General features: G+C 61.7%; 23 protein-coding genes and 2 pseudogenes. 12 read left to right on the top strand and 13 right to left on the bottom strand.

Going from position 1 to position 25,603, the window contains the following annotated elements; translation table 11 throughout:
• Positions 1-74 precede the first annotated feature (74 nt).
• The 5 genes from OCW50_RS27740 to OCW50_RS27720 all read right to left on the bottom strand — a co-directional run bounded on the left by OCW50_RS27740 (position 75) and on the right by OCW50_RS27720 (position 5,513).
• Complete coding sequence (locus tag OCW50_RS27740) at positions 75-293, bottom strand: hypothetical protein (protein WP_262299828.1); 219 nt, start codon at positions 291-293, stop codon at positions 75-77.
• Positions 294-323: 30 nt separating this feature from the next.
• The gene (locus tag OCW50_RS27735; RefSeq protein ID WP_262299827.1) at positions 324-1,463 is read right to left on the bottom strand and encodes a sensor histidine kinase; all 1,140 of its coding nucleotides are present in this window, start codon (positions 1,461-1,463) and stop codon (positions 324-326) included.
• A 589-nt stretch (positions 1,464-2,052) separates the two neighbouring features.
• Positions 2,053-3,066 carry an IS110 family RNA-guided transposase gene (locus tag OCW50_RS27730; RefSeq protein WP_262299826.1) on the bottom strand — a complete coding sequence of 338 codons (1,014 nt, stop codon included), beginning with the start codon at positions 3,064-3,066 and terminating at the stop codon, positions 2,053-2,055.
• Between the two features lie 544 nt (positions 3,067-3,610).
• Complete coding sequence (locus OCW50_RS27725) at positions 3,611-4,021, bottom strand: cupin domain-containing protein (RefSeq protein ID WP_262299825.1); 411 nt, start codon at positions 4,019-4,021, stop codon at positions 3,611-3,613.
• A gap of 325 nt (positions 4,022-4,346) precedes the next feature.
• Entirely contained in the window at positions 4,347-5,513 is a 1,167-nt protein-coding gene (locus OCW50_RS27720; protein WP_262299824.1) for a helix-turn-helix transcriptional regulator, read from the bottom strand.
• 513 nt (positions 5,514-6,026) lie between these two features.
• Between OCW50_RS27720 and OCW50_RS27715 the strand changes: the two genes are divergently transcribed.
• Positions 6,027-6,836, top strand: a complete 810-nt coding sequence (locus OCW50_RS27715) for a hypothetical protein (protein WP_262299823.1) — start codon at positions 6,027-6,029, stop codon at positions 6,834-6,836.
• A gap of 11 nt (positions 6,837-6,847) precedes the next feature.
• A complete protein-coding gene (locus tag OCW50_RS27710) occupies positions 6,848-7,702 on the top strand; it encodes a 3-hydroxybutyrate dehydrogenase (protein ID WP_262299822.1) in 855 nt (284 codons plus the stop codon).
• Between the two features lie 237 nt (positions 7,703-7,939).
• On the opposite strand, the gene OCW50_RS27705 is transcribed toward OCW50_RS27710, so the two are convergent.
• The 5 genes and pseudogenes from OCW50_RS27705 to OCW50_RS27695 form a co-directional block, all read right to left on the bottom strand.
• Positions 7,940-8,164 (bottom strand): hypothetical protein, encoded by a 225-nt coding sequence (locus tag OCW50_RS27705; RefSeq protein ID WP_262299821.1) that lies wholly within the window; start codon positions 8,162-8,164, stop codon positions 7,940-7,942.
• Positions 8,165-8,238: 74 nt separating this feature from the next.
• Entirely contained in the window at positions 8,239-8,400 is a 162-nt protein-coding gene (locus OCW50_RS33525; RefSeq protein WP_373371526.1) for a calcium-binding protein, read from the bottom strand.
• Positions 8,377-8,433: pseudogene (locus OCW50_RS33520) on the bottom strand (hypothetical protein); the annotation flags it as partial. The gene OCW50_RS33525 and the pseudogene OCW50_RS33520, both read right to left, overlap by 24 nt.
• A gap of 79 nt (positions 8,434-8,512) precedes the next feature.
• The gene (locus OCW50_RS27700) at positions 8,513-9,295 is read right to left on the bottom strand and encodes an SGNH/GDSL hydrolase family protein (RefSeq protein WP_262299820.1); all 783 of its coding nucleotides are present in this window, start codon (positions 9,293-9,295) and stop codon (positions 8,513-8,515) included.
• A 464-nt stretch (positions 9,296-9,759) separates the two neighbouring features.
• Positions 9,760-10,656 carry a LysR substrate-binding domain-containing protein gene (locus OCW50_RS27695; RefSeq protein WP_262299819.1) on the bottom strand — a complete coding sequence of 299 codons (897 nt, stop codon included), beginning with the start codon at positions 10,654-10,656 and terminating at the stop codon, positions 9,760-9,762.
• A gap of 86 nt (positions 10,657-10,742) precedes the next feature.
• Here OCW50_RS27695 and argH point away from each other — a divergent pair, with 86 nt between their 5' ends.
• From argH to OCW50_RS27675, 4 genes are read left to right on the top strand one after another with little or no spacing between them, the layout of a single operon-like run.
• Positions 10,743-12,206, top strand: a complete 1,464-nt coding sequence (argH, locus tag OCW50_RS27690; protein WP_315974485.1) for an argininosuccinate lyase — start codon at positions 10,743-10,745, stop codon at positions 12,204-12,206.
• A gap of 58 nt (positions 12,207-12,264) precedes the next feature.
• Complete coding sequence (locus OCW50_RS27685; RefSeq protein ID WP_262273280.1) at positions 12,265-13,140, top strand: amino acid ABC transporter permease; 876 nt, start codon at positions 12,265-12,267, stop codon at positions 13,138-13,140.
• 3 nt (positions 13,141-13,143) lie between these two features.
• Positions 13,144-13,908, top strand: coding sequence for an amino acid ABC transporter ATP-binding protein (locus OCW50_RS27680; RefSeq protein WP_262299817.1), 765 nt, complete (start codon positions 13,144-13,146; stop codon positions 13,906-13,908).
• Positions 13,909-13,938: 30 nt separating this feature from the next.
• Positions 13,939-14,772, top strand: coding sequence for an ABC transporter substrate-binding protein (locus OCW50_RS27675; protein ID WP_262299816.1), 834 nt, complete (start codon positions 13,939-13,941; stop codon positions 14,770-14,772).
• A gap of 93 nt (positions 14,773-14,865) precedes the next feature.
• Here the strand turns inward: OCW50_RS27675 and OCW50_RS27670 are convergent, their stop codons facing one another.
• Positions 14,866-15,414, bottom strand: coding sequence for a GNAT family N-acetyltransferase (locus OCW50_RS27670; RefSeq protein ID WP_262299815.1), 549 nt, complete (start codon positions 15,412-15,414; stop codon positions 14,866-14,868).
• Positions 15,415-15,732: 318 nt separating this feature from the next.
• Between OCW50_RS27670 and OCW50_RS27665 the strand changes: the two are divergent.
• Positions 15,733-17,104 (top strand): annotated as a pseudogene (locus tag OCW50_RS27665) (IS1182 family transposase).
• 559 nt (positions 17,105-17,663) lie between these two features.
• Here OCW50_RS27665 and OCW50_RS27660 read toward each other — a convergent pair.
• On the bottom strand, positions 17,664-18,746 hold the full coding sequence (locus OCW50_RS27660; RefSeq protein ID WP_262299814.1) for a transporter substrate-binding domain-containing protein: 1,083 nt from the start codon (positions 18,744-18,746) through the stop codon (positions 17,664-17,666).
• A 1,116-nt stretch (positions 18,747-19,862) separates the two neighbouring features.
• Here OCW50_RS27660 and OCW50_RS27655 point away from each other — a divergent pair.
• The 3 genes from OCW50_RS27655 (at position 19,863) to OCW50_RS27645 (ending at position 22,864) form a co-directional block, all read left to right on the top strand.
• Positions 19,863-20,873, top strand: coding sequence for a helix-turn-helix domain-containing protein (locus OCW50_RS27655; RefSeq protein WP_262299813.1), 1,011 nt, complete (start codon positions 19,863-19,865; stop codon positions 20,871-20,873).
• A gap of 129 nt (positions 20,874-21,002) precedes the next feature.
• On the top strand, positions 21,003-21,305 hold the full coding sequence (locus OCW50_RS27650) for a LuxR C-terminal-related transcriptional regulator (protein WP_262299812.1): 303 nt from the start codon (positions 21,003-21,005) through the stop codon (positions 21,303-21,305).
• 284 nt (positions 21,306-21,589) lie between these two features.
• Entirely contained in the window at positions 21,590-22,864 is a 1,275-nt protein-coding gene (locus OCW50_RS27645) for an App1 family protein phosphatidate phosphatase (RefSeq protein WP_262299811.1), read from the top strand.
• A 169-nt stretch (positions 22,865-23,033) separates the two neighbouring features.
• Here the strand turns inward: OCW50_RS27645 and OCW50_RS27640 are convergent, their stop codons facing one another.
• Positions 23,034-23,978 (bottom strand): hypothetical protein, encoded by a 945-nt coding sequence (locus OCW50_RS27640; RefSeq protein ID WP_262299810.1) that lies wholly within the window; start codon positions 23,976-23,978, stop codon positions 23,034-23,036.
• 873 nt (positions 23,979-24,851) lie between these two features.
• On the opposite strand from OCW50_RS27640, the gene OCW50_RS27635 reads away from it, so the two are divergent.
• Positions 24,852-25,082: an AbrB/MazE/SpoVT family DNA-binding domain-containing protein gene (locus OCW50_RS27635; RefSeq protein WP_262299809.1), complete on the top strand. Its 231-nt coding sequence runs from the start codon at positions 24,852-24,854 to the stop codon at positions 25,080-25,082.
• A complete protein-coding gene (locus OCW50_RS27630; protein WP_262299808.1) occupies positions 25,072-25,473 on the top strand; it encodes a PIN domain-containing protein in 402 nt (133 codons plus the stop codon). Before OCW50_RS27635 ends, OCW50_RS27630 begins: the two co-directional genes overlap by 11 nt.
• Positions 25,474-25,603 lie beyond the last annotated feature (130 nt).

Here is a 25,603-nt window from a genome sequence, read left to right as displayed (position 1 = left end):
ACGTGACTGGCGAGCAGCCCGATGGTCCACGACTCCTGCCGCGTCAGCACGACGCCGGTCGGACCCACGCCCCATTACTCCGTGCCGAGGCTGTCATCGGTGGCGGTCGGCAACAGGAAGGCGGGGCCAATACCCCAGATCAGCCCGCCCGCTGTCGGCTTCGACGGCGAGAGGAAGAAGCTCTGGGTGGTATCGCCTAATCCGAATTCGAAGTTCGGAACGTCCCGGGCGACGAACCATCCCGCAATGATGCTGCCGGCAGCCGGCAATCCCCGGACGGCCCAACCGATCATCGCAACCTCCCCGAAATAGCCGCAAGGATGTCAGTGCACCGCGGATGGACTCGTCGCGGCAGGCTCCCGACCGCTCCCAAGATCGGACGCGAACCCGAGCGGCAGGGTGGCCACGACCAGCGTACCCCGGGCATGGCTGAGGAGCCGCAGGTTGCCGCCGAATCGCACCATGCGGGCCTGCATGCTGGTGACGCCGACCCCGAGCAGGGCCCCGCTCTCGGCCGCCTTCCGGACGCCGCGGGTCAGCCCACAGCCATCATCGAGGACGCGCAGCTTCAGGGTATCGGCCCCGACCCGCAGATCGATGATCAGCCGGGACGCGGCCGCATGCCGATAGGTGTTGGTCAGCGCCTCCTGGATGACCCGGAGCAGAGCGCGCTGGACATCGAAGGGGAGGCTGTCGGCTGTGTCGGGCATGCGGATGGAGGCGTCCAGGCCCGTCCGGCGCGCGAAGCCGGCCGCAAAAGCCTGCACGGTTCCAGCCAAGCCGCTATGCTCCAAGCCCGGCGGGTGCAGGAGATAGGTAAAACTGTGCAGCTCCCTGGCAGCTTCCTCCACCGCGTTCGCGGCCTCATTGAGCACCTTCTGGCCCTCGCCGGAGCTGACATACTGCTTCAGCCGCATGAGGTGGAGGTCGGCTGCCACGAGATGCTGGGTAGTCGAGTCGTGCAGTTCCTCGGCGATCCGTTGCCGCTCCTCGTCCTGGAGGCTCACGAAGCGTCCGGCGAGCTCATCCAAGGCTGCCTTGGCGGCACGCTGTTCCGTGACGTCGGTGAAGAAGACGCTCAATCCCTCCGTCGAGGGGCAGACCAGAAGATCGAGACAGCGGCCGCGCCGGAGGCCGGACATCACCTCACGCCGGATGCGCCGCCGACCCTCCATGCCATCGCGAATGACGCGGCTGCACTCGGCATCAGGACTGCACAGGTCCCAGAGGCACGTGCCAAGGACCTGGTCCGAATCCGTGCCCACCCAGTCCCTCGCCGCCTCGTTGAGGTCGGTGACGCGATACGACCTGTCCAAGGTTAAATAACAGTCGCTGACGCTGGCCAGGACAGACCTGAGCCGCTCGTTTACATGGTCAACCTCTACCGCCGCTTCGATGCGACCCCGCAGGTCATGCAGCTGCCGCTTCTCCGATGCGGTCCGCGGCGAAGACAGGTCACCCATGGCGCAGCTCCAGAACAAGGGAACAACCGGATGACGGAGATTGTCGCGGTGCTGTCGATATGGCTGGCTAGGCGCTCCGCATCCGATTGGCCTGGCAGTCTAACATAGATTAAACGGCGACGGGATGGGGCGGCACCAGCTCGCGCTGGCATGTGTGTCGGCACCAATGACGGCTTCGGCATTGGAATATGAGCGCTGATGTTGTTCCTATCAGAGCATCGATCTCACTGTGTGCAAACTGCGGAAGGTCTCTTCTGGGTCAAAGGCGATGAAACGTGCTTCGCAGGAACGTTGGATGTCCCCTATATCAGCAGACATTCACTCTACTTCGGCTTGGTGCCGATTTTGTTCTCTAATGGGTCAAGGGGCAGCCCTCCGATCCTGAGCGATTTGCGATCCCAAGGGGTGTCTGCGTTCTCTACGTGCTCCAGGGCACTTGATGGGGTCAGATGGAGTGGAGCGACGTGGTTGAAACCGCAGTCAGCCCTCGTCACAGGCCGCATGCGACAAAATCGGCGTCGTCTTCCACGCCCTCCCTCGGGCAACGCTCCGCTCGGGAGCTCGTCTCGACCTGCTTCTGCTGCTCCTCCTAGGCGGCGTGGAACGGGGTGCCGTGCCGGAGCATGGCATGCATGATGCTCGCCAACCGGCGGGCGAGCGCCACACGGGCCTTCCTCATCGTCGAGCGCCGGGCAATCCCCAACGCCCACTCCTTGAGGGCCAGAGCGCCGCGGTAGCGCGTCAGCATTACGTTGGCGGCCTCATACAACAGGGTCCGCACCCGCCGGTCGCCGCACTTGGAGATGCTGCCGACATAGTCGATCTCGCCCGACTGGAAGCGCCGCGGCACCAAGCCGAGATAGGCTCCCACATCCCGCGATCGGCGGAAGCGTTCCGGCGCGTCGATGGTGGCGACAAAGGCAAGCGCCGTGAGCTGGCCGACACCAGGAATGGTCATCAGCCGCTGGCATGCTTGAGACGAGCGCGCCAGTAGCCGCATGTCACGATCAATTGCCGCAACCGCTTCCAGAACGGCTTTGCGGGCCGCAAGCAGGCCCTGCATGGCACCCGACAGACCTGCAATCCCCTGGCTGGCTTGGATGACCTGCTCGGTAAAGCGGGGGCTCAATCCGCGCGGCAACCGGACCCCGAATACTACGGCCAGGCCGCGGATCTGGTTCTCCAGCGTGACGCGCTGCCCGACCAGCTTCTTGCGGGCGATCATCAGGGCGCGCACCGCATGAGCTGGCAGCGATTTGACGTGGACAGGCTTGTAGAAGCCGGTTCGGGCGAGATGGGCCAGGCCGCGGGCATCGTTGCGGTCCGTCTTGTGAGTGGCCAGCGACTTGAGCGCCTGGTAGGCCTGCCGGCTTTCGATGCAGATCACCGGCAGCCCGAGGGCGGCAAGGCCATGGAAGAGCATGGGCGCCATGCGGCCGGTCTCAAGCACGATCTTCTCGCAGGCGGGTGCCGTCTCCAGCACGGCGGCGATCGCTTCTGGGGTGCTAGAGGCCTTCGCCTCCAGAACTACACCTCCATCCCGCTCGACCACACAGATGTGGGTCTCGTTCATCGAGACGTCTAAACCAGCATAGTAGTTCATGGCTGCTCTCCTGTGCACCTGGCCCGCCGATGTTATCGGCTTCCAGGAAGAGTCGCCCCATTACCCAATGTTGAAAAACTCCCAAGCCCTACTTCATTGATCTATTACTAGGGTCAGTGTGTCGGACTAGGCCCAGCATCCTGTATGCTGATCACGCCAAAAGCAGCAGTTGCGGACTTCTTCAACAGTATCTGCCAGGAAGAGACATTCCGGATGCACATTGCGCCACGCGCTCAATTCTTAACCGCTCAAAGCGGAATTTCGCGGGAGGCGGTTTCCGGAATGCGCAGCCCTGACTCGGCCGGCCCGGTTGGGCCTCACTCGCTAAGTCAGGGCTGCTAGTTGGTCAGGCAGGCATCAACGTTCCTTGCCGTCAGTGGGGCCTTAGTTTGGGACTCCTGCGGCCTTGGCGGATGTTGCTGACGCGAGGAGCGGTGCCGCAGTGACGGCTGATAAACCGAGAGTGACCGCTGATCTGCGGCTCATGAACTCTGTCATGGTTACCTCCTACAGGTGGCATATACAAACTCGGCACAAGGAGATGTTATGCGGGCAGCAAGTCGATGATGCGCATGATCGCAACCGTGCTGCCGGTGTTTTTGCTGCGTTCCGGTAGTCCTATGGCACACGACCACACGTCACCCTTTTTGTAGAGGTTGTCGCCCGAGCCGGTGTCGACGGTTAGTTCGCCCTCCAGCATGTGACAGACCATGTCATTGGGCATGCTGCCACCGCTGGTGGTCGCGCCCGGCTGGTAGATGTGATCCCGCATTGCGACTGTCTTATAGTTCGGGATCATCGTCTCGCGCTTCGTGTAGTCCACGCGACGAACGCCGGGGGCAATCTCCCGTCCCTCGGTCGAAGCTGCTCCTTGAGCAATGGCTTTGCCGGAGGACACAAGTGAAGATGCGGCGGCGATACTGAGCAGTGTATGGCGACGGTTAAGCTGTCTCATTGCCTCCTCCCGTCCAAGGGGCCACCCCAGCCCAACGAGTATGCGCCCGATCCGGTGCTGGGGCCATGTGATTTCAAGAACGGCAGGGAAAACCCTAACGCAAGGTGGAGGTGCGCTCTGTGCTGGTGGGGCAGGCCGTTGGGGAATGTCCATACAGGGTCAACCTTTCACCTTCCGGCCTCTCAATGAGCGTCAGCTCATGGCCGCTGAAGCGGACCGAGTGCTCCCGTCTCAGGAGTGCCAGGAGCCTACATTGCGATGGAAGAGCAGGGCCAAGGCTCGGGCTGCTGGGCTCGCTGGATCCCTCGGCATGCTCGGCAAAACGTTAGCGCAAGCTGGCAAGGAGCCGTTCGAGGTCGCGAAGGTTTGTTGTGCCGGTCTTGAGAAGGATCGCGTCGACCTGGCTCCTGATGGTCGATTCGCGCGAGCCGCGCATGGCCGCCACCGCGCCCTTGGTGGCACCGCCGTAGAGAGCGCAGGCCACCTCGGCTTCCGCCTGGGTCAGGCCGAACAGACGCCGCAGCAGGTCAGGTTCCGGCGCGCGTAGGGCATCGCAGAGATCCCGCAGCAGGAGCAGGGCTTTGCCGGGCACACGTCCGGACTGCCCTTCGGGCCCATCCGAGAGCCGACTTGGCAGGGGGCTGACCAGGACGGCCAGCCTCGGGGTGAGGGTCGCGTCTCGCACACGCATGCCACCTCCCGAGAGGCCACGCAGGGCGGCCGCCCGCACAAGGCTGCTCATCGTGGTCTGATCGGCATGGTGCAATGCCGCCAACATCCGACTGCGCGAGCCCGGCCCATTCTTCTGGTCGACGATGTTCAGACCCGTTTGGCTGGCGGCGATTGTCTCTGCCGCAGCATTCGCGACGACGATCCTCAGGTCCGCGTCGACGACCACGACCGCAGCCGCCAAGGCATCGAGCGCCGATAAGGCCGGATTGGCGGCGGTCGGGCCTGGATGAAGCCGATGCCGCAATTGCATCGCACGGCGCAGGTGCGGCAGCAGATGGTCGAGGAGCCGGGCATCCGTTGCCTCGAAAGGCGCCTCATCATCGGCCCGGTGAAGGCAGACCGGCATCAGGCCGGCGGCCCCAAGCGGCATCACAGTACCGACCACGTGGCGCAAGCCGACGTGCCGTCCGAGATCGCCATAGAATTCGCTCCGCACGTACTCGGCATCAGGGACCAGGAAGCCGCTGGTCCTTGCTTTCGGAGGCGCGGAGGGGGTGGCATGGCGCACCGCCTGCGCGGTGCGAATGGTCCACAAGTCAACGTGACGATAGTACGCCTGGTAGGCCGCGATCTCCTTGTCGGGGTAGTTCGCACGGTAGAGGAGGCTCGCGTTCTCGCCTTGATGATCCGTGACACAGAGCCAGCCATTGCTCGCGCGAACCAGGTTCGACAGGCTCCTGCCAACGACAGTCCACGGAGTGCCGCCTGCGGCCGCATCATAGATTTCCTCGGTAAGTGCAAGAATCTGACCTTCCGACATGGAGTAAACCTCCGTGACCAAGGCCCCCGAGCCGCCTTCCCGCCGGCCCCTTCGGGCCGAGGCTGCAACCGCCAATCGGAACAATAACACCGTCGCGCGGGATTCCCGCATCCCCCGTTCGGAGGATGCGGGCACGGCCTGGCTGCGGCAATCTCAATGCACGGCTCCCGACGCGTCGGGCTCACCTGCGGAGACGCGGCGTCAGTATGGGTTCCGACAGGGCCTTCAGTTGGCTGCGTGCGTGCCCGGTGTCTGATCGCCCGCCCTCCCGTCTCCATGTTCAGTGGCCATGGGCCCGGCCGGCTCATGGTAGAGGAGCCTGCCATGCGCTTTCTTGGTCAAGGTCTCGCTTGCATTGGTCGCCGCGGGCCGGCCCTGCTGGTGCTCTCCCTGGCTTTGGGAGCGGCCTTTGCGCCACTTGCCACAGCAGCCTATCAGGCGTTGCCCCTCTCAGCCTTCCTGCTCACCTTGGGGTCCTTTCTCAGTGCGAGTCTCGCTCCTGCCGAGAGGGCCGTGGGCTGGCGCCGCATCCTCCTTGCTTTGGTGTGGGTCGGTGTCGGCGTGCCGCTGCTTGCGGCAGCCATTGTGTTCCAGTTGCATCTTGATCCGGCACTGGAGGCGGGTGTCGTTCTCTCCGTCCTGGCGCCTCCCGTCGGCAGTGCCGCCGCGATCGCAGTGATGCTCGGTCTCCAGCCGCGCCTTGCTCTGGTGGCCTCCCTTGCATTGACGCTGGCGGCGCCTTTATCCATGCCAGCCTTTGCGACGACTCTTGGCGTGAATATGGCGGTCGACATGCCCCATCTTGCCTGGCGATTGGCTCTCATCATCGGTTCGGCCGCCGCTTTGGCACAGGCGGCACGGCATTGGCGCAGCAGGATCAGGGCAATCCTGCCCGACCAAACGGCCGCGGCGGGCGTGGCCGTGGTGGGTCTCATCATCGTGGGTCTTGCCACGATGAGCGGCATTCGAACCCACTGGGTCACCGATCGGAGTGCGTTCACCGTCTTCGCCCTGGCTGCCATCGGCGTAAACCTGGCGGCGGGCGGTGTGGGCGCTCTCTTGTTCGCAGCCTGGGGCGCCAGGAACGCGTTCACAATCGGGCTCGTGAGCGGCAACCGCAACGTCACGCTGGCTTGGGCCGCGGCGGGCACAACCCTCCCGGCGGCCACCGAGGCTTATGTGGCGGCTTGTGTCCTCCCCGTCTTGGCCCTGCCACTGGTCGTCAAAGGTGTCATTGGCGCGAGAACTCGCCTCGTCCGCACACTCGGCCGGCACAAGCTGCCCGTGAACCCTGCCGCTGTTGCGGCGCCTCCTAAAGCCTGAGGACACCATCCATGCACGCCATCACGCCCCTCCCTCAAGAAAGCAGGCCCACTGCTGAAGACGTGCTGAACGCGGGTCCCCGTCCGCTTGCGGGTCGGACCGCGCTCGTCACCGGATCAACCAGAGGCATTGGCATGGGGATTGCCCGTGCCCTGGCGGAGGCCGGTTGCAATCTCGTTCTCAACGGCCGTAGTCCAGGTCAGCAAGGCGAGCCTCTCGCAGACGCGATCGCCGCAACCTGGAACGTTGAGGCTCGCTATCATGCGGCGGATCTTCGCAAGAGCAGTCACGCGGAGCGGCTTGTTGCGTTCGCGCAAGAGCAGTTCGGTACGGTCGACATCCTGGTCAACAATGCTGGGATCCAGCATGTTGCCCCGGTCGAGGCGTTTGCTGACGCATACTGGGAGGAAGTCCTGTCGCTCAATTTGACCGCGGCGTTCTGTACCGTCAAAGCGGTTCTGCCGGCCATGCGTGCCCACGGCTGGGGGCGCATCATCAACATCGCATCGGTTCATGGCCTTGTTGCGAGCATCAACAAATGCGCCTACGTGGCGGCCAAACATGGCCTGCTGGGACTTACGAAAGTCGTTGCCCTGGAGACGGCCAATGACGGGATCACGTGCAATGCGATTTGCCCGGGCTGGGTACTGACCGAACTTGTCCAGCGTCAGGTGAAAGCACGGGCTGCGGCTTCCGGAATGAGCCCCGTCGAAGCACGCATGGACCTGCTGCGAGCGAAGCAGCCGATGCATGAGTTCTCGTCCATCGAGAGCATAGGCGCTCTCACGGTATTCCTCTGTGGCTCTCACGCTCGGACCATCACGGGAGCAGCCTACGCCATGGACGGCGGCTGGGCGGCACACTGAGTTGGGTGGTCCGGAGGCCGAGTTCCCAGTCGGGCTCCCAATCGTTGTTGGATATGCGACGTCTGGGTCAGGAAATGAGATTCCCTGCTATTTCGCAACGTCCGATTCGCTGAGGATTACTGCCTTCGAGCTCTGGTCTCAGGCGTACCATTTGTAGCCCTTCCTGGCTCACTGGCCCGACTTTTGCGGAAGGCCGGTTTCCTTGAGGCCAACTATACTGGGGCAGTGTATCACCGCTCAGACCAGACCCCACAGATCCGCATTCCGCAGCAGCATCGCGACGGCCGTGCCCTGGTTCGGTGCCGCGAGGCCTTTGGCGAACTCCGGGGTGCCGTCGACATACACTTCGAGACGCTCGATCTCCCGTATGATGACGCCCGAGCCCAGGACCGTTTCCGCGCCGGGCACGAAGCCGTTGATCTCGGCCCGGAACTCCGCTGACGCGAAGACCTCCCCGTCCACCTCTAATCGAAGGACGTCAGTTCCCGTCCCTCCAGTCACGGTGTCGAAACCGGCCGGGGCATCCTCGGTGACGATCAGGAGGTCGTGGCCGGCACCCCGTTGGCACTGTCGAGGCCGGTGCCGAGGAGCAGGACATTATTGTCGGCGCCGCCGTTGAGCGTGTCGTTACCCGCATTGCCAGCAAGGAGATCGCTGCCGGTGAAGCCCGTAAGCGTGTCGTTGCCGCCGCCGCCAATGAGGAGATCGAACCCGGCAATGCCACTGACACTGTCGTTGCCCTAGCTCGCGAGGGCGACATCGTTGCCGCCACCCGCCATCACCAAGTCCGCTCCAGAGATGCCTGCGACCTTATCGGCAGCACCGCCGTGAAACGTGACACGATCGGCACGCAGATTGGCCTCGGAGAATGCCGTGACTGGCCGCCGAAGGGTGAACCGGGTCAAAGTAGGCGACCTCGTCGGGATCGGCTTGGCTCGTGATCCCGGTCGGAACGGGACTGTTGTTTCGGTCGAGGGTATAGAGAGGAATGTCGAACACCTTCAGGCCGAAGGTCTCCAGGTCGCCATGGGCCTCGCGGGTGAGGCGGTCGACGTCGATGATCGTCGTCGGCACGCCGGCCCCGTTGTAGGTGGCCGCGAGTTGCCGCAGACCGGCATTGTGGGCCGCGATCATCGCGTCCTCGGCTGCCCGCTCGGCCTCGGGGAGAGCAATCCCACGAGGCGTTTGTAAGGAGAGCGGCAGGTTGAAGAGGACGAGGTCCTCGACACCTTTTCGTGCGAGCCGCACGGCCGCATCGTTCGGATCGGCGTCGTGGTAGTCATTGCCGCCGATGAAGATCGCGGCAGCGCTGTCTCTCGGTCCGCCGAAAAGATAGCCGACCTCGAATTCCGTGATCTGAGCGTCGAGACCGATGAGGACCTGCTCCGGCCCCGACGAAAGAGCCTTTGCGCCGCCATAAGCGTAGTTGTTGGAGGCAACGCTGAGTTCCTGAGGCAGGGTCTGGGCATAGACGAGGCCGTTGGTGAAGCGACCATCAACATAGGGCGGATCAGGCCGGAACGGCTCCGGCAGCCGTCCCGCATCAGAGATGCTGTCCCCGAAGACGAAAAGCCTCGTGAAGTTGATCGTCATGTCCACCTCCGACGCCACGGCTCGCATGGCTTCGTCACTGTGATTTGCCCCTTCCCTGCACCGGATTATGGGCAGGATAAGGCCCCACGCTTCCCCATTGGCGGGAGGAAGAGACATTCTTATAGGTGATCGAAAGACTGTTCGCTGAATGGGAACTACGGAACGCCGGACCGCTCAGCGCATGCCTGCGAGTCGGAAAGGTCTCCTGTGAGGCACATCCTGCTCTTAAGCGTAGCCACTTGGAGGTTCGCTTGCCTTACGACTGCGGAAATACGGCCAAGGTCCGCCTCGTGCCATGAGCGGCCCGTGCGAAGTGGGCAGCTGACCGCCGATGCTCTCGCCCCAAAGCGGGCGTTTGTTATCAGTCTCGTAGCAAGTACTACCTCGCGCTGTGCCGACGCGCTTTCCGAAAATGCGCGATCGGCCCGTTTGCTGTTACGAAAATAGCTTTTAGCCGCCCTCCATCATGGGGACGTCTGTACCTCTTCCAGCAGCCATTTCCGAAATGCCTCCAGGCCAGGGCGCATGGGGCGATCCTCGGGCGTCGTAAACCAATAGGCGTTGCGGCTTTTGAAGCCGAGCCCAGCCGGATTGACCAAGCGTCCAGTCTCAAGCTCCTCCTGCACGAGCCGGCGGGGAACCAAAGCGAGGCCTTGGCCGGAGATCGCCGCTCGAATGACCAGTGAATAGAACCCGAACCGTATCGTGTGCACCGGCGTGAAGTCGTCCAACCCATGTGCCTCGGCAAACTCGCTCCAGCGCAGGGGCGTTTGGAAATGATCCAGTACGGTATAGCGGCGCACATCCTCTGCCGCCTCGATGCTGCCTAGGCGTGCAACGAAGGATGCCGCGCCAACCAGAGCGACGTCGCGGCCGAAAAGGTAATTTCCTCGATGCCCGGGCCATACACCCTCCCCAAATCGGAATACCCCATCGGCCGCCTCCGCTGTGTCGGCCGTCACAAAAGTCGTGAATTGCACGTCGATCTCAGGATGGAGCTGCGCGAACCGGGAAAAGCGCGGAACGAGCCAGCGATCGCCAATGATCGGCAAAACATGGAGCCGGACTGACCAGGGCGAGGCCCTGAGAGCAGAGACCTGTGCGCTGCCCGTCTCAAGCTCTGCCAGGGCACGGCGAACATGTTTCACATAGACCCGCCCAGCCTCTGTCGGAACGAGGCCGCGGCTGCCGCGGGCGAACAGGGAAATTCCCAATGCCTCCTCCAAGCCTCGCAAATGTTTGCTCACCGCGCTTTGCGTCAGGTTGACAGCCGTGGCGGCAGCTGAGGCCGTGCCGTGTTCGGCAACGGCAAGAAGGACACGGAGGGCAGTCAGGGAGCCTGGGAGGCGCTGGATCGTCATGGGCCTGAGTTCAGAGGAGAGAAGCGGAACAGGCTCCTACTATTCCAAAATAGAATATCAAGGAAACGAATTTTCAATTGCCAGCCATGGGTTCCCTTGGGACACCAAAGCAAAAGGAAAGTTGCATGACATCGACCAACGTTCTGTGGGCCTCACGCTTCCGCTCAGGCCCTTCCCCAGAGCTCATGGCTCTCTCACGCTCCGATGCCAGCCATTTCCGCCTAGCTGCTTATGATCTCGCTGCCTCCTTCTCCCATGCGCGGGAGCTTGTTAGGGCCAAACTGCTCACCCAGGACGAAGGCGAAACGATCGAAACGGCCCTTAGGGCTCTCAAGATCGAGATCGCCGCTGGAACCCTCATTCCATCCGAGCATGACGAGGATGTGCACACCTTCCTGGAGCGTACGCTCATCGAAAGGCTCGGGCCGCTCGGCGGCAAGCTCAGGGCCGGACGCTCGCGCAACGATCAGGCGGCCAACGATCTCAAACTCTATCTCCGGGATCAGGCCCGTCGCATCGTCATCGACCTGTTGGGCCTGCAGGAAGCCCTTGCGCTTCAGGCCGAACGGCACCTTGAGACCATCGCCCCGGGCTTCACACATCTTCAGCCCGCGCAGCCGGTGAGTTTTGCACACCAACTCCTTGCGCACGCCCAAGGCTTCGCCCGTGACATCGACCGCCTGCAGGATTGGGATCGGCGGGCAGCACGCTCCCCGCTCGGAGCCGCGGCGCTCGCGGGATCGGCCATTGCCAAATCGCCCGAACTCTCCGCCCATGAACTCGGTTACGATGCTCCCTGCGAAAACTCCATCGATGCAGTTGGCAGCCGCGATCATGTGACGGAATTCCTGTTCATCACCGCGATGAGCGGTGTGAACCTGTCCCGCCTATCTGAGGAAATATTCCTATGGTCCTCGCGCCAATTCCGCTGGATCGCGCTCGACGATGCTTATGCGACCGGCTCGTCCATCATGCCGCAGAAAAAGAACGCCGATATTGCGGAGTTGACCCGAGGTCGCGCGGCACGCCTCATAGGCGGCGTCGGCACGATGCTGACCACACTCAAGGGGTTGCCCTTCGCCTACAATCGCGATCTCGTGGAAGACAAGCGGGCCGCATTCGAGGCGGTCGATTCCTTGGCCCTCGTGCTTCCAGCCATGGCCGGAATGGTTCGAACTATGCAGGTCAATGCACACGAAATGCGTCGTCAGGCAACGGATGGCTTCACGCTTGCTACCGAAGTGGCCGACTGGCTCGCTCGCCAGGGGGTTCCTTTTTCGGAGGCACACGAGATCACCGGTCGGCTGGTACGATATTGCGAGGACCGTAATATCGGCCTTGAGGATCTGAGGCCAGAGGATCTGGCGGTCGTGGACCCGCGCTTGAACCCGGCCCTTATGGCGAGCCTGACGCCCGATGCTGCCATTGGGGCCCGTGACGGCTATGGCGGAACGGCTCCACTCCGGGTGGCCGAACAGCTTGCTCGCCTGCGTTCGGATTTCGACACACAGCGCGAATGGGTGATGCGCTATGATGGTCCGCGGATCTGAACAGGCACGAATGGGAAGAACCGGAATGAGTAGCACTACCGCATCATCCTCGACGGGTATGGCCAAGACCGAACGCTTCGATCCTTCAATCGCGCATCTGACTCATGTGCCCCGCCGCCATTACGGACGCTGGATTGCTAGTGCCCTGATCCTCGCGGCTTTCGCCTATGTGGTAAAGGCATTCGCTGAAGGACAGATCGACTGGGCCGTGGTTGGTCAGTTCTTCACGGCCCAATCGATCATTAGCGGTCTTGGCAACACGATCATTATGACCGCTTGCGCTATGGCTCTAGGCATAGGGCTCGGCGTCCTGTTCGCCATTATGGTGATGTCGCCCAACCCGGTTCTGAAGGCCGTCGCGGTCTTCTACATCTGGTTCTTTCGCGGCACGCCGCTCCTTCTTCAGCTTCTGATCTGGTTCAATCTCGCTCTGGTGTTCCCGCGCATCGGAATCCCGGGCCTGTTTGAGGCCCGCATGGTCGACGTGATGACGCCATTTATGGCGACGCTGCTGGGTCTCGGCATCAATCAAGGCGCATACACAGCGGAGGTTGTACGTTCAGGAATCCTGTCGGTCGATGCGGGCCAGACGGAGGCTGCCAAGGCTATCGGCATGACGCGCCTGACGACCCTACGCCGCATCGTTCTTCCGCAGGCCATGCGGGTCATCATTCCGCCGGTCGGCAACGAGGTGATCAGCATGGTAAAGCTCACTTCCATCGCGAGCGTGATAGGCTTCGCCGAGGTGCTGCGGAACGCGCAGACGATCTACTTTGCCAATGCCCGCGTGATCGAACTCCTGATCGTGTCTGCCGGCTGGTATCTGATCATCGTGACGATCCTGAGCATTGCTCAGCATTTCCTCGAACGCTATTTCGCCAAGGGATCGGGCCGCCGGTCTCGTCGGGTTACACGTCCGGTGGTTGAGGGTTGAGCCATGATGCCTATCGTCATTGCAGCCGATGTGCGCAAAACGTTCGGCTCCGTTCTGGCGCTCGACAGTGTGTCAATCGAGATTGCCGCTGGCCAAGTACTCTGTATAGTCGGGCCATCAGGATCGGGTAAGAGTACCCTTCTTCGCTGCATCAACCAACTGGAACGCATCGACTCCGGGGCCATCTGGGTAGATGGCGAACTCGTCGGTTATCGCCGTATCGGCCACAAGCTATATGAACTGACCGACGCAGAAATTTCACGCCAGCGCCTGACGAGTGGCATGGTTTTCCAGCGCTTCAATCTGTTTCAGCATATGACGGTGCTTGAGAACATCATTGAGGGTCCAATGACGGTGCAAAAGCGCCGTCGCAGCGAAGTCATCGAAGAAGCCATGGCGCTATTGGAGCGCGTGGGGCTTTCAGCAAAGCGGGATGCCTATCCGTCGGAACTCTCTGGTGGTCAGCAGCAGCGTGTGGCGATTGCCCGTGCACTCGCAATGAAGCCTAAGCTGATGCTGTTCGACGAGCCGACCTCGGCGCTCGACCCGGAGCTAGTTGGCGAAGTCCTAGCTGTTATGAGAGATCTGGCCCGCTCGGGCATGACGATGATTGTCGTGACACATGAACTTGGATTTGCGCGCGAGGTCGCAAATGAAGTCGTCTTCATGGATCGGGGGGCCATTGTGGAACGGGGCTCGCCGCAAGAGGTGCTGATGCACCCGAAACAACAGAGAACGCGCGATTTCATCGCGGCAGTACTCGCTTGATAAATGTTCCCCAGGAAAGGACCGACGAGAATGAAACTGACAGCAGGTTTGCTAGCGAGCGTACTCGCATTGGGCTTCGCGGCTCCGTCCCACGCGGCGGAACTTCCAGATCGGATCAAGAAGGCTGGCAAAATCGTCGTTGCGACGATGCCGAACTACGCGCCGATCACCTTCAAGGATCCGTCCACGAATAAGCTCTCGGGACTTGATATCGATCTGGGCGAGGCTCTCGCGAAGGAACTCGGCGTTGAAGTCGAGTGGCAGGAAATCGCATTTGCTCAGATGATCCCGTCGCTTCAGACCGGCCGGGTCGACATCGCACTTGCCGGCATGAGCGATCTTCCAGCCCGTCGGGACATCGTAGATTTCGTTGACTACATGAAATCAGGCGCGCAGTTCTACACCTCGCCCGCCATGGCAGCGACCATCAAGACACCCGAGGATCTGTGCGGTAAGAAAGTCGGTGCGAGCCGCTCCACCAATTGGCCCCGCCAAATCGGCGAATGGAGCCAAGCCAACTGTGTAGCGAAGGGAAAGCCCTCCATCGAGGCCATCGGCACCGAGGGATCTGCGGACGCTCGAACGCAGTTGAGGACGCAACGCCTCGATGCAGCCGTTCAGGGCAACGAGACACTGCCGTACTTCCAGTCGCAGGAGCCCAACACTTACGTGCTCATCGGCGAGGCTTTCACGGTTTCCCTTTCTGGCATACCGGTGCTCAAGACGGAAACCCAGTTGCGCGATGCCATCAAGGAAGGACTTGAGCGCCTTCAGCAGAAAGGCATCTATGACGAGATCGTGAAGAAATACAGCCTTCAAGCGAACAGGCTGACACCCATCACGATCAATCAGGGCAAAGACTAAACAAGAAGACGGGCTCATGCATCGTCGCGTGAGCCCGTCAACTGTCTCGGTCGACGGCACGAGAAGAGCCCGGCGTCGCATACTTTTGCGCATTCAAGAACTCCTCTTCGCCTCCTGCGCCATTAGCACCGGAAGGTCGTCCCAGACATACAGGCGGTTTTCGGAGCGCCAGACAGGACCGGGATCGGTGTAGTTCCCTGCCCTTGTGCCGCCCATCCCTTCATAGAACGCAATGGCCGGATTGTTCCCCACAACGACTCCAAGCCCCACACCACTGTATCCGGCTTTCATCATGTGGCGCGCGAGGTGAAGCAGGAGGTCGCGGCCGACGCCCCGACGCTTGAACGCAGTTCCCACATAGAGGAACTTGATTTCGGCTCGGCTCTGAAAGATCTCGTGCGAGGCTGATCCCGCCATCCCAAAGCCCGCCAGTTGCCCATCGACCTCTGCAATCAAGATTGTCTGCTCGCACCCTTCCCTCGCAAGCAAGCCCTGCCATCGGGCGAGCCTGACCTCCTCCGTTACCGCGTCAAATGCAGCCTGCGGAGCAAGACCTTGATAGGTCTCCCGCCACGTATGAAAATGCAGCCGTGCAATCGGCGGTGCATCGGTCTTCTGTGCCAAACGGATCGAGATGGTCATCTTGTCTCTTATTGCGTCATGGCAATCATTAGCTGAGCTCTACCTCTCACACCCAGACACCAGAGCCAAGTACCTATAGACCATAGACTAGGCACCTTAAGGACACCGCCGATGTCAATGTTCAGCCCAATGTATGCCGTGAACGGTGCTGAAGTGAAAATCTTACGTAATTCTCTGCCCTTCATAAGCATCCGGTATTCCCGTCCTGAGCGGACATTCGCTCCACTTCCGGGATGTGCCGCTTCCGCTGAAAAAGTCCTCGTGATTGAAGGCGGATTGTGATTCCCTGATGAGGCATTCTCAGCGGAGGATCGAGCCATGATGGGCGAGCGTCTGGTGATGCAGGAGAGCCTGTTCTACGAGTTCCGGCTTGAGGATCATGTTCCCTCCGATCACCTGCTGAGGCGCATCGACCGCTTCGTCGACTGCTCCGGGCTGCGCCAGCGTCTGGCCGGCTACAACAGTGCCACCGGCCGACCCTCCGTTGATCTCGAGCTGATGATCCGCATGCTGCTGATCGGCTACTGCCTGGGCCTCCGCTCCGAGCGGCGGCTGTGCAAGGAGGTGCACCTCAACCTGGCCTACCGCTGGTTCTACCGTCTCGGGCTGGAAGGCAAGGTGCCCGACCATTCCACCTTTTCCAAGAACCGGCACGGGCGCTTTCGGAAGTCTGAACTGTTCCGTCACCTGTTCGAAGCGGTGGTGCAGCGCTGCCTGGACGAGGGGCTGGTGGGTGGTGAAGGCTTTGCGGTCGATGCCAGCCTGATCCAGGCCGAGGCCAACAAGCAGCGCTCCCTGGCAGGCGCCGAATGGATGGACCAGGACCATACCGATGCCGCGCCGCTGGCGGTGCGCGAGTACCTCGCCACCCTCGACGAAGTCGCTTGGGGTGCAGCAACAGACGTTGAGCCGAAGTTTGTCTCACTATCTGATCCAGCGGCTCAGTGGACCGACGCCATGCGCGGACCCGCGTTCTTTGCTTATGCCGACAATTACCTCATCGACCTCAAGTCAGCGGTGATCGTGGACGTGGAGGCTTCCCGGGCGGTGCGGCAGGCCCGAGGTGGGTGCTGCCCGCACCATGCTGGAGCGCGCGGCCGAGCGCTTTGGCCTCAAGCCCGAGCGGCTGGCGGGTGAAAGTGCCTACGGCTCGGCCGAGATGCTGCACTGGCTCGTGGACGAGCAGAAGATCGAGCCGCATGTTCCGGTGATCGACAACTCCGAGCGCCAGGACGGCACCTTCTCACGATCTGAATTCAGCTACGACCCTGAGGCGGACACCTACATCTGTCCTGAGGGCAAGACGCTGACGACCAGCGGTCGGATCGTGAATGAAGGAACGAACCGGCTCTACCTGGGCAGCACCTTTGACTGTGGCCCGTGTCCGCTCAAGGAGCGTTGCTGTCCCAACACGCCGGCCCGCAGGATCACACGCAGCATCTATGAGCACGCAAGAGAGGTCACGCGAGCGCTGGCTGGCACGCCAGCCTTTGAGCGGTCACGTCAGGGCCGCAAGCGCATCGAGATGCTGTTTGCCCATATCAAGCGGATCCTGAAGATGGGACGTCTGCGGCTGCGCGCTCCGTGCGGGGCTCAAGACGAGATCCTGCTGGCCGCCACCGCTCAGAACCTGAGGAAACTCGCCAAGCTGGTTCTGCCGACAGGGCCTCAGATGACCCAAGAGGCTTGAGAAGGTCCGCAGGATACACCTCACCACAGTCTTAGCCTCAACAAGGCAAGCTGAATCGCTGTCCCAGCCCGTCTGGATGCCGACTTTGTCAACGCAATCTGCCAGAAGACGACATTCCCCGCTCCATCCATATGCGCTGGGTGACAATCGTGCATCGAAGGGTGACTGTTTTCCCGAGGCTTAGAATAACCGTCGGGGCCGGTGGTCTTGGCCGGGAAGCGGTGCCGGGCGGCGCGGGCCAGACGAGCTTGAGCACCGTCAGGTCGAACTCGACCTCTTGGGAGCCCAACTCGATGTCGCCCAGTACGAACTCGATCAGAGCACGATCCGCGCCCGGCCGTTGGCGAGGCCTCCGGCATCACCCTGAACCCAGGCGGCTGCCACCAAGGCGGCGATGTCGTTCGTCGTGTCCGCCGGCCTCCACAGCGTCGGTGTGTTCGGCCGGAATGGCCTGCAAACGCCCGTTGGTACAAGGTGATCTTCACGATAAGTCGTTCCCGTGCTCTTCGGCTAGCGTGTCTGCGGCGGCCTGCCGCTCGGCATCGCTCCGCCGCCCGCCCTACCGTTCGCCGAGATAGCGAAAGAGCGTCTGGCGCCACCAGGCGCCCTGGATCGTCTCTAGCATGGCGACATCGACAGCCTCGCGCAGGGGACTGCCGGGGGGCAGTGCGATGCCGTACATCTGCGCGTCGAAGGAGATCTCCAGTATCTCCGCGGAGGACGCGAACTGCTCCCTCACGATCCAGGCCAGCAATGGCTTGTCGTACACGAAGGCATCCAGCGTGCCTCCTTTGAGTGCCCCAAGACCATCCTGGGGAGTGGCAAAGGTCTGGTAGCCGATCCGGCGCTCGTCGAGGAATGCCGTGGTCGCCGAACCTACCACGACCCCGACCCTGACCGCCGTCAGATCATTCACCCCGGACACAAGCCCCTGGAGCTTGCGCGTTGTGAGCGTCGACGTCACGCTCGCGGTGAAGACCGCAAGCGCCACGACGGAGGCAGCCATCCACACGATGGCCAAGATGCGCCCGGGCAGTGTCCTCGGCGCGAGATAGCCCGTGCTTGCCTGGGTCATGGTCTCGGCCGACCACCAGATGCTGGTGCCAAGCCCCTTGACGGCCCCACCCCCGAAATCCTCGTTGTGGCGGCGCTCGAACAGCCAGATCAGCAGACCGATGCCCACGGCAAGGCCCACCAAGGCCAGGATGGCCTGGACGAAGCCGAACGATCCGACCGTATCGATGATCAACTGCCAAGCCGAGGGGCGGGCCGACGGCACCGCAATCCCTAGGCCGCTGAGATAGAACGGCTGGCTGAAATCGAGCAATCGTTCCCGCTCGGCTGTGATGGTCAGGGCCGCGACCGCCGCGTCGTACTTGCCCTCGGCCGTCCCGTGCAGCAGCCCGGGCACCGTCGGCTCCTCAACGAACCTGTACCGGAGTTGCAACTGGTCGCCGACCCTTCGCCACAGGTCGATGCTGATGCCGAACCACGAGCCGTCAGCCGCCTTCATGGCGAAGGGCGCCGCTTCCTTGGTAGCGATGACGAGTTCGCGATTACCAGTGATCTGGGCGGCAGCCGGTGCGATCGACGGTGCTATGAAACTCCCGAACAGGAATAGAAGTGCGCGCAGGTACTGCATCATCGTCCCTCTTTGCCTGCGTGGAGAAGAAGATTGGCGGCATGCGGAAAGTCGCTCAGCGGCGGCGATTAAGCCAGACTGTCGCTTGCATGCTTGTCCAGGCCGACGGCACCAGGAACTCGTGCCACCTGCCGTCAGGCGCCAGAAGCCGCCGCACGTCATCGTCGGCGGCCTCGCTCGATGGAGCCGAGATCCTGTCTGGAGAAGCCGGCAGTGCCTCATCGTGCCGGGGTGACAGGCAGATCCGCTGCTCGTCGCCCACGGTGTGAAGCATGCCGTCGCACGGACCTCCTACGCACCAATAGGTTCGCTCCCGCGCCGCCATCCCGATCCTTTCCACGCCCGCGGTCCATTGCCCGACGTTTCGTCAGACCCCCCTCCGGCTCGGGCAGTTGTTACGCCCGCCTCCCGATGGCGCCCGGTCAGGCCCGAGTTCCCTCCGTCGCGTCCGGCAGGCGTCCATCCGGGGGTTCGCCGGAGCCGCGATCAAGTCATAATCCTAACAGGAAAGGTTGACCTCCCGAAGCGGGCTCCTCCAACTCCCTTGAGGCTCTGCTCCAGGCGACGAAAGAGCAATCAGACTGGAGCGGCTAAAATGGATAATCCTCGACTGCGGCTGATGGCTTGCGGCCCAGGGCTGGTCCGGGCGTTACTTGTCTTCAACAAACAAGCCGCACTGAACGGCGTCATGGGGGGCAAGCTCGGTAGTACCATGGCCTGAACGAACGTCCGATCATCCCATCAGTGAGGAACTAAGGCTAAGGTCAGCCCGATGCCATAAGGCGACGTTTGATCTGTGACTTTAGAAGGCTCAAGGGCGCAGCGAAGGCTGGGTCACTTGGCGGATCTGTCTCAGGTGCCATTTCTTAATCTGGCAAAGCGAAGCAAGGGAAGAACAAACGGTTAGTGGCAGCTCCGGGCCTCCCACATATTTCCGACGGAGCGCAAAGGTTAGACGGCGAAGTAACAAGATGTTCATCTTGAATTTGATAAGATCTCGACTTTCAGTAGTGCTCCGTTAGACTTCTCCTAGGCTCTTCCCTGAATGAGAACGAGCTCTGGGGTGCCTTTCGATCTATGCCAAGTCTGCCGTCTTTTTCTTTCGAAGGATCCCTGGTGTCCGCGCCGGAGGAGGCATACTGGATATGGCGCAACATTGTCTCGCCGCTGTTTGACGTAGCGGTCGCAGATACACAAGCCGTCGCATCGTTCCGGGTCAAAATCGACAGTTACCACTTTGGTCCGTTGCTCCTCGGAAGCGTGGCAGCGAGTGGGCAAGAGTTTCGCCGCACCCCGGTGACGATCGCGCGCAGCGGCGTCGATCATTACCTCGTGCAGCTTTATCCCGTAGGCGGCTACGCGGGAGATGCAGAGGGCCGAACGGTCCATGTCCGTCCTGGCGATCTCAGCATCCTTGATCTGTCCCGGACAATGCATACCCGGGCGGAGACCTTTCAGAACCTCAGTCTCGTGGTCCCGCGATCGGTATTGGAGCCTCTGGTGAGGAATCCCGACGGGCTCCATGGCCTTGTGCTCTCAGGTCAGTCCTCTCTCGGCCACCTGCTCGCCACCTATCTGAGCACCGTCTATCAGGCGGCAGGCTCTCTCAGTTCAGAGGATGGGGCTCGTATCTCTAATGCGACGGCTAGCCTTGTCGCTGCCTGTTTCGGCCCTGCGGCCGACGCTCATGAGATAACAACGATCGCCAAACGCGCTGCACTGATCCTGACGATCAAGCGCTATATCGACAACAATCTGGCAGATCCATTGCTGACGGTGGACAGCATCGGCCGCGAGTTCCGCCTGTCAAGGGCCACACTCGGCCGAATGTTCGAGCCATTGGGTGGATTAGCGGCGTTCATACGGGCACGACGGATGCTCCGGTGCTTCAGCGAGATCACGTCATCAGCCCATGCTCATCGCTCCATTGCGGATATCGCCTACTCGTGGGGCTTCAACAGTGAAACCGCCTTCAGCCGGACGTTCCGCGGAATGTTCGATATGTCGCCCCGGGAAGCCCGAGCCGAGGGCGCCTCGGCTCATCGGACAATCAAACATCTCCAGCCTGGCTCGAATGGATCTGGCCAGCCAGTTCTGGCCGAGTGGATCCAATATCTTCGGGTCTGATCGGCCCTACCTCCTTTGATCCCGCGCGTGAGATAAACGGCGCAAAGCTTGAGGCAAACTGCAAAGTATTTCCCCGGCCGATCCGCTAAACAGCTTACAGGGTTAATCCGTTGCAAGGGGGCAGCCGCGATGACCGCAAAGATCATTCGGCGCCGGAGGGAACCATCCGGCAGCATCATTGAAGCCGCGTACAGTCCATCTCGGTTCTTCCATCCGGAGGCAGCGAACGAAAACCGATGCTCTGCCTCCCCGGGCATGTCGCCGAGGGAAACTGAGATCATCACGCATCTGGCGACCGGCCAAAGCCCGTCTACCGTTGCGGATCTGTTGAAGATCGACGAGGCTGCCGTCAAGGAGCACATCAAGTCCGTTCTGCGCAAGTTGAAGACGAGAACAGCCCGGTCGCCATCAGATCGGCCCGTGAGCAAGTAAGTTGATCGAGACACAACTGAGATACACCGCAGGACGACACTTCAATGATTTCGCTTCGCGGCCTGCTGACCAACGATCAAACATTATGAATGCCTGCAACGGGTCGACTTGGGTCTTTAAGCGCGACCGTGTGAAGGTCGGCTCGCGGGCGCGTTGCAGACGTTCTTCCCTGCCTGAGCCCAAGCGATCCAAAGGCGGCTATTCCTCAACGCACATGCCCGTCCAAGGATCTTTCCCGGGTCCTGCTTCATTGGGGGACAAGACAGAGGAACAAAGCGAACGCCATGAGCGGCATGGGCACGGCGAAACCCTGGTTGAGGGCATTTACCCGGATCTCGGGCCTCATCGCTCGGCCTGTGCGTGAGGCGCAAGGCGAGAGCGGGGTGGTCCTCCAGCCCTACCGTGGGTATGGTTCCCCCACTGAGGTGTTCCTGATCGGCCGGGTGTTCCGCCAGTCGAAACCGTCCTCAGAGACCCGACGAGCCCCGCTCCTCGCTGATCTGCGCGATATCGGCCGGCGCATCGCCCGCCGCGCCGTTCCCAATGCGGACGGGACAGCCCGGTTCTACGGCGCGGAGGAACCCTTCACCACCGACCAGGATGGCTACTTCCGGGTCCATCTCGCCCCTGCCGTGCCACCCCAGGACGATCGTCTATGGCACCCGATGGATCTGGCCCTGGAGCAGCCTCAGGCGGTTCAGGCGCAAGCGCAGATCTTCATCCCGCCGGCCAGCTGCCGGTACGTGGTCATCAGCGACATCGATGACACCATCATGTACACAGGGGTCGCCAACAAGCTCAGGATGCTCTGGCGCTTGTTCGTCGAAGATGCCAAGAGCCGAGTGGCTTTTCCTGGGGTCGGTGCCTTGTACCGGGCCCTGCACGCCGGCACCTCAGGCCATCAGCAGAACCCCATGCTCTATGTCTCGCGGGCGCCTTGGGGCATCTATGAGGTGCTGGAGGAATTCTTTGACCGGCATGGCATTCCCGTTGGCCCAATTCTGTTCCTGCGCGAATGGGGTGTCTCGTGGACCAGCCCGCTGCCCCGCAAGGCCGAGGACCACAAGCGTGAGCTGATCCACAACATGCTGGCGCTCTACCGTGACCTGCCCTTCGTGCTGATCGGCGACAGCGGGCAGCATGATCCTGAGATCTACCGCCAGATCGTTGACGAGCATCCCGGCCGGGTGCTGGCGGTCTACATCCGCAATGTCTCGCGGGATCCCAAAAGGATCAGGGAGATCGAGGATCTCGCCAAGGTGGTGGCGGGGGCGGGAAGCAGTCTGGTGCTGGCGGCCGACAGTCTGGCGATGGCCGAGCACGCGGTTGGTCTCGGCCTCATTGCTCCAGCGACGCTCTCGGAGGTCAAGGACGAGAAAGCGGCGGCCGACACGGCGCGGCGGCCGGCGACCCATGGCATCCAGCGCGCCACTCCGGCTGCGACAGCCGACGCCGTGTCGCGGGGTGACCTGCAGCGTCTGGTCGAGACGGGATCGGAGGCTGTGCCGCCCAGCGTCGTCGTCGAGCCGAAGACGCGCCGGCCCCTCGACAAGGCTTGACGTGGCAGGGACCTCCCAGAACCAGGTGTGTCAGGAGCGGTCGATGGTGGAGGGCTCCTGCCACGGTTCAAAGACCCTCACTCCGGGGCTCAAGGGTGCTCACGCAATGGGCTCTGCCAAACCCACCGAGCAGCTGCATCTCCAGGCGATAACTCCAGATAAGGCTGCCTTAATGCCAGAACGGCATCCTGACCTTTCGGTCATTGGGGAACTTCGCGTTCATGAGCGGCTCCGCATAGGTGAACAGCAGCCGTCTCCGAAAGGCCGGAGGCGTCTCGATGATCTGAATGTCGCGCGCCAGCGTCTCGTCTGGCCAGAAGTACGGCCTCTGTCCGCCCATGAAGGCCGCCTCTTTGGTCCAGGGCGGCACCTCGAGCCCCCAGCGCTGGGCCAGGTGCTCGCCGACCGCTCCGAGCCAGGCATTATCCCTCGGCTCTCCGGTCGAGATGGGCACCGGATCGAGCATAGCCTGTTGGGCTGCCTTGTCCTTCTCCAGATAGAACGCCTGCTGGAACTCGCCCGCGGCAAGTCCAAAGCAGTCGCCATCCTCCCCCGCCAGTGCGGCGACATCGGCCAGGGACTTCGGGGTCGCGTTCAACACCAACCCGCAGCCAAAACGATCAAGTGCATAGTCGAACTGGGACAGCCTCCTCTCAATGGTCCGGGCTATCTCGCCGTCCTCGTTGACTCTTCTCTCCAGGTAAGGAGCGACGAGGCGCTTCAGCCTCTTGGCACTCTTGATGCCGGCCTGAGCCGCGATCCGGATGGCAGGTTCAAGATCGTCGTAGCCGATGTCGTCTCTCAGGCGAAGCGAGGCGAGGAATGTCATCGGAACAAGCAGGCTGGCTGGCGCAGCGAGAACCCGAAGCCCAGGGCGCTCCCAGGACGGGTACATTCCCGTCGGGAACCCAGCCGCCGCGGACGGTCCGTGATCAAAGGCGGCGGGCAGGATGTCCTCGACCCAATCGTTGGGGAGCCCGACACTTCGTCCTGCGCCCACGACCACTTGCCGGACAATCCCGCCCCTGCCCTCGAGGGCAATGTCTGCCTCGATGCGGGTGCCATCGTCGGCCCAGCTGTAGCGGACCAGGATGACGCATCGCTCATGAATCATGATCTCACCAATGACCCGGTGACCTCGAAGCTCCTCGCCAGCGAGGTTCAGTGCTCTGCGTACGAGGTCTAGGTAGATGTGAGCGGAAGCTGTCATCGCCGAACTCGCAGGGGTGACATGTATGCGGGGAGGTAGGGCGTCCTGCTCCGCAGGCCATGGAGCGGAGCGACGCTGCTTTCTTGCCGGCTCACACACGTCCCTGTGTGCTCCCGCTCGGCCTGCCTGTCGGGCACGTGAGATGCGAGTGCTAGGTGGTCTTCCCGTTGTCACTACTGTCGTTGGAACTTGGCCGTATGACGTAAGGCGTGCCTCTGGACCTGTGAACGACCTGCCACACGCTCGGGCTGTCGTTCTTCGCTTATCTTGCGACCGACTGGATCGAACTGGGGTGAGCCGAACTCGTTTTCCGGGCAGCTTGAGGCCACGCCCCTAAACTGCCCTGTTACCCCGCCACTACCAGTTTATACACCATATAAAATGTTGAATAAAAGGATAAATCTGAGAATTAGTGAAGCTAAGTAGGAGTTGACTACAGTTTGGCATCGGGGGATTAGCGTTGCGGTTTAGGTATCGATAACTGCCGCTTATCGGCATCTCGGCCGAGAAGGCCGGCGAGAGCCTCGCATTCCCTAAGGGAACTGCCAGAGCCTTAACTTTCAAGGCATTTCTGCTTGTTTTGGTCAGCCCCCTCCCCTCCTCGTCACGCCATGAGATCGGCCGCAGCAACAATCCCAAACGGCCAGATGCGGCTATCCGCAGACATTGTACAACAGTTATCTCTGATTAGTGGTTTGATAGGCTGCACTGGTCTTGCTTCGCTGCACCTCACGAATTAGATATACATCTAACATTTCGTATATCATGGAGGATATCATGCAGGTCGCCAAGTGGGGGAACTCCCTTGCTGTCCGCCTTCCCTCAGCCGTCGTCGACGCGTTGAACCTGAAGGAAGGCGACGATATCGAAATCATCGTTGCTGGATCGCGCTCCTTCGAGGTCTCAAAAGCCCCTGATGCAGCCGAGACCCTCGCACGCCTGCGGCGCTTCCGTGGCCGCCTCCCCACTGGGTTCAAGTTCGATCGGCTTGAGGCCAATGAGCGGTAAGACCTTTTTCGACACCAATGTCATCTTGTATCTGCTGTCTGAGGATGCGGCCAAAGCCGATCGGGCCGAGGCTCTCCTGGCTTCGGGAGGCACAGTAAGTGTTCAAGTCTTGAACGAGGTCGTGAGCGTCATGACTCGAAAGCTCAAGATGGATCTCGACGAGGTCCGAGAGGTCTTGGCTGGAGTACGGCACTTTTGCGCGGTCGAGCCGATCACCACCGATACCCATGATGTGGCGCTCAACGTCATGAAGCGCTACGGCTTCTCGATCTATGACAGCCTGATTGTCGCCGCAGCCGTGAGTGCCGGCTGCGAGACCCTCTTTTCGGAGGACCTACAAGACGGCCAGCGGGTTCAGGACAGTCTGACCATCGTAAATCCGTTCAAGTAAGGCATAAGCTCGGTCCGTTTAATTGAGCCTGAAGCGAGCTCCGAGGTTTCTCCGGCGATGAAGGCCCCCTCCCCTCCTAAAGCCAACCTAATCGGCTATGCCCGTGTTTCTACAGAGGACCAGGCAACAG

The sequence above is a fragment of the Microvirga sesbaniae genome, from assembly GCF_025460805.1.
Taxonomy (GTDB): domain Bacteria; phylum Pseudomonadota; class Alphaproteobacteria; order Rhizobiales; family Beijerinckiaceae; genus Microvirga; species Microvirga sesbaniae.
The sequence above is the reverse complement of the archived record's forward strand: the minus strand, read 5'-3'. Positions and strand labels throughout refer to the sequence as shown.

What these genes read in the sequence shown, in the direction of transcription:
- OCW50_RS27685 (WP_262273280.1), top strand. Translation starts at nt 12,265, where the DNA reads ATGGCCAAGACCGAACGCTTCGATCCTTCAATCGCGCATCTGACTCAT.
- OCW50_RS27640 (WP_262299810.1), bottom strand. Translation starts at nt 23,978, where the DNA reads ATGATTCATGAGCGATGCGTCATCCTGGTCCGCTACAGCTGGGCCGAC.
- OCW50_RS27725 (WP_262299825.1), bottom strand. Translation starts at nt 4,021, where the DNA reads ATGAGACAGCTTAACCGTCGCCATACACTGCTCAGTATCGCCGCCGCA.
- OCW50_RS27670 (WP_262299815.1), bottom strand. Translation starts at nt 15,414, where the DNA reads ATGACCATCTCGATCCGTTTGGCACAGAAGACCGATGCACCGCCGATT.
- OCW50_RS27700 (WP_262299820.1), bottom strand. Translation starts at nt 9,295, where the DNA reads ATGACGATCAACTTCACGAGGCTTTTCGTCTTCGGGGACAGCATCTCT.
- OCW50_RS27720 (WP_262299824.1), bottom strand. Translation starts at nt 5,513, where the DNA reads ATGTCGGAAGGTCAGATTCTTGCACTTACCGAGGAAATCTATGATGCG.
- OCW50_RS27635 (WP_262299809.1), top strand. Translation starts at nt 24,852, where the DNA reads ATGCAGGTCGCCAAGTGGGGGAACTCCCTTGCTGTCCGCCTTCCCTCA.
- OCW50_RS27660 (WP_262299814.1), bottom strand. Translation starts at nt 18,746, where the DNA reads ATGCAGTACCTGCGCGCACTTCTATTCCTGTTCGGGAGTTTCATAGCA.
- OCW50_RS27630 (WP_262299808.1), top strand. Translation starts at nt 25,072, where the DNA reads ATGAGCGGTAAGACCTTTTTCGACACCAATGTCATCTTGTATCTGCTG.
- OCW50_RS27740 (WP_262299828.1), bottom strand. Translation starts at nt 293, where the DNA reads ATGATCGGTTGGGCCGTCCGGGGATTGCCGGCTGCCGGCAGCATCATT.
- OCW50_RS27735 (WP_262299827.1), bottom strand. Translation starts at nt 1,463, where the DNA reads ATGGGTGACCTGTCTTCGCCGCGGACCGCATCGGAGAAGCGGCAGCTG.
- OCW50_RS27695 (WP_262299819.1), bottom strand. Translation starts at nt 10,656, where the DNA reads ATGACGATCCAGCGCCTCCCAGGCTCCCTGACTGCCCTCCGTGTCCTT.
- OCW50_RS27730 (WP_262299826.1), bottom strand. Translation starts at nt 3,066, where the DNA reads ATGAACTACTATGCTGGTTTAGACGTCTCGATGAACGAGACCCACATC.
- OCW50_RS27675 (WP_262299816.1), top strand. Translation starts at nt 13,939, where the DNA reads ATGAAACTGACAGCAGGTTTGCTAGCGAGCGTACTCGCATTGGGCTTC.
- argH (WP_315974485.1), top strand. Translation starts at nt 10,743, where the DNA reads ATGGGTTCCCTTGGGACACCAAAGCAAAAGGAAAGTTGCATGACATCG.
- OCW50_RS27650 (WP_262299812.1), top strand. Translation starts at nt 21,003, where the DNA reads ATGACCGCAAAGATCATTCGGCGCCGGAGGGAACCATCCGGCAGCATC.
- OCW50_RS27645 (WP_262299811.1), top strand. Translation starts at nt 21,590, where the DNA reads ATGAGCGGCATGGGCACGGCGAAACCCTGGTTGAGGGCATTTACCCGG.
- OCW50_RS27710 (WP_262299822.1), top strand. Translation starts at nt 6,848, where the DNA reads ATGCACGCCATCACGCCCCTCCCTCAAGAAAGCAGGCCCACTGCTGAA.
- OCW50_RS27680 (WP_262299817.1), top strand. Translation starts at nt 13,144, where the DNA reads ATGATGCCTATCGTCATTGCAGCCGATGTGCGCAAAACGTTCGGCTCC.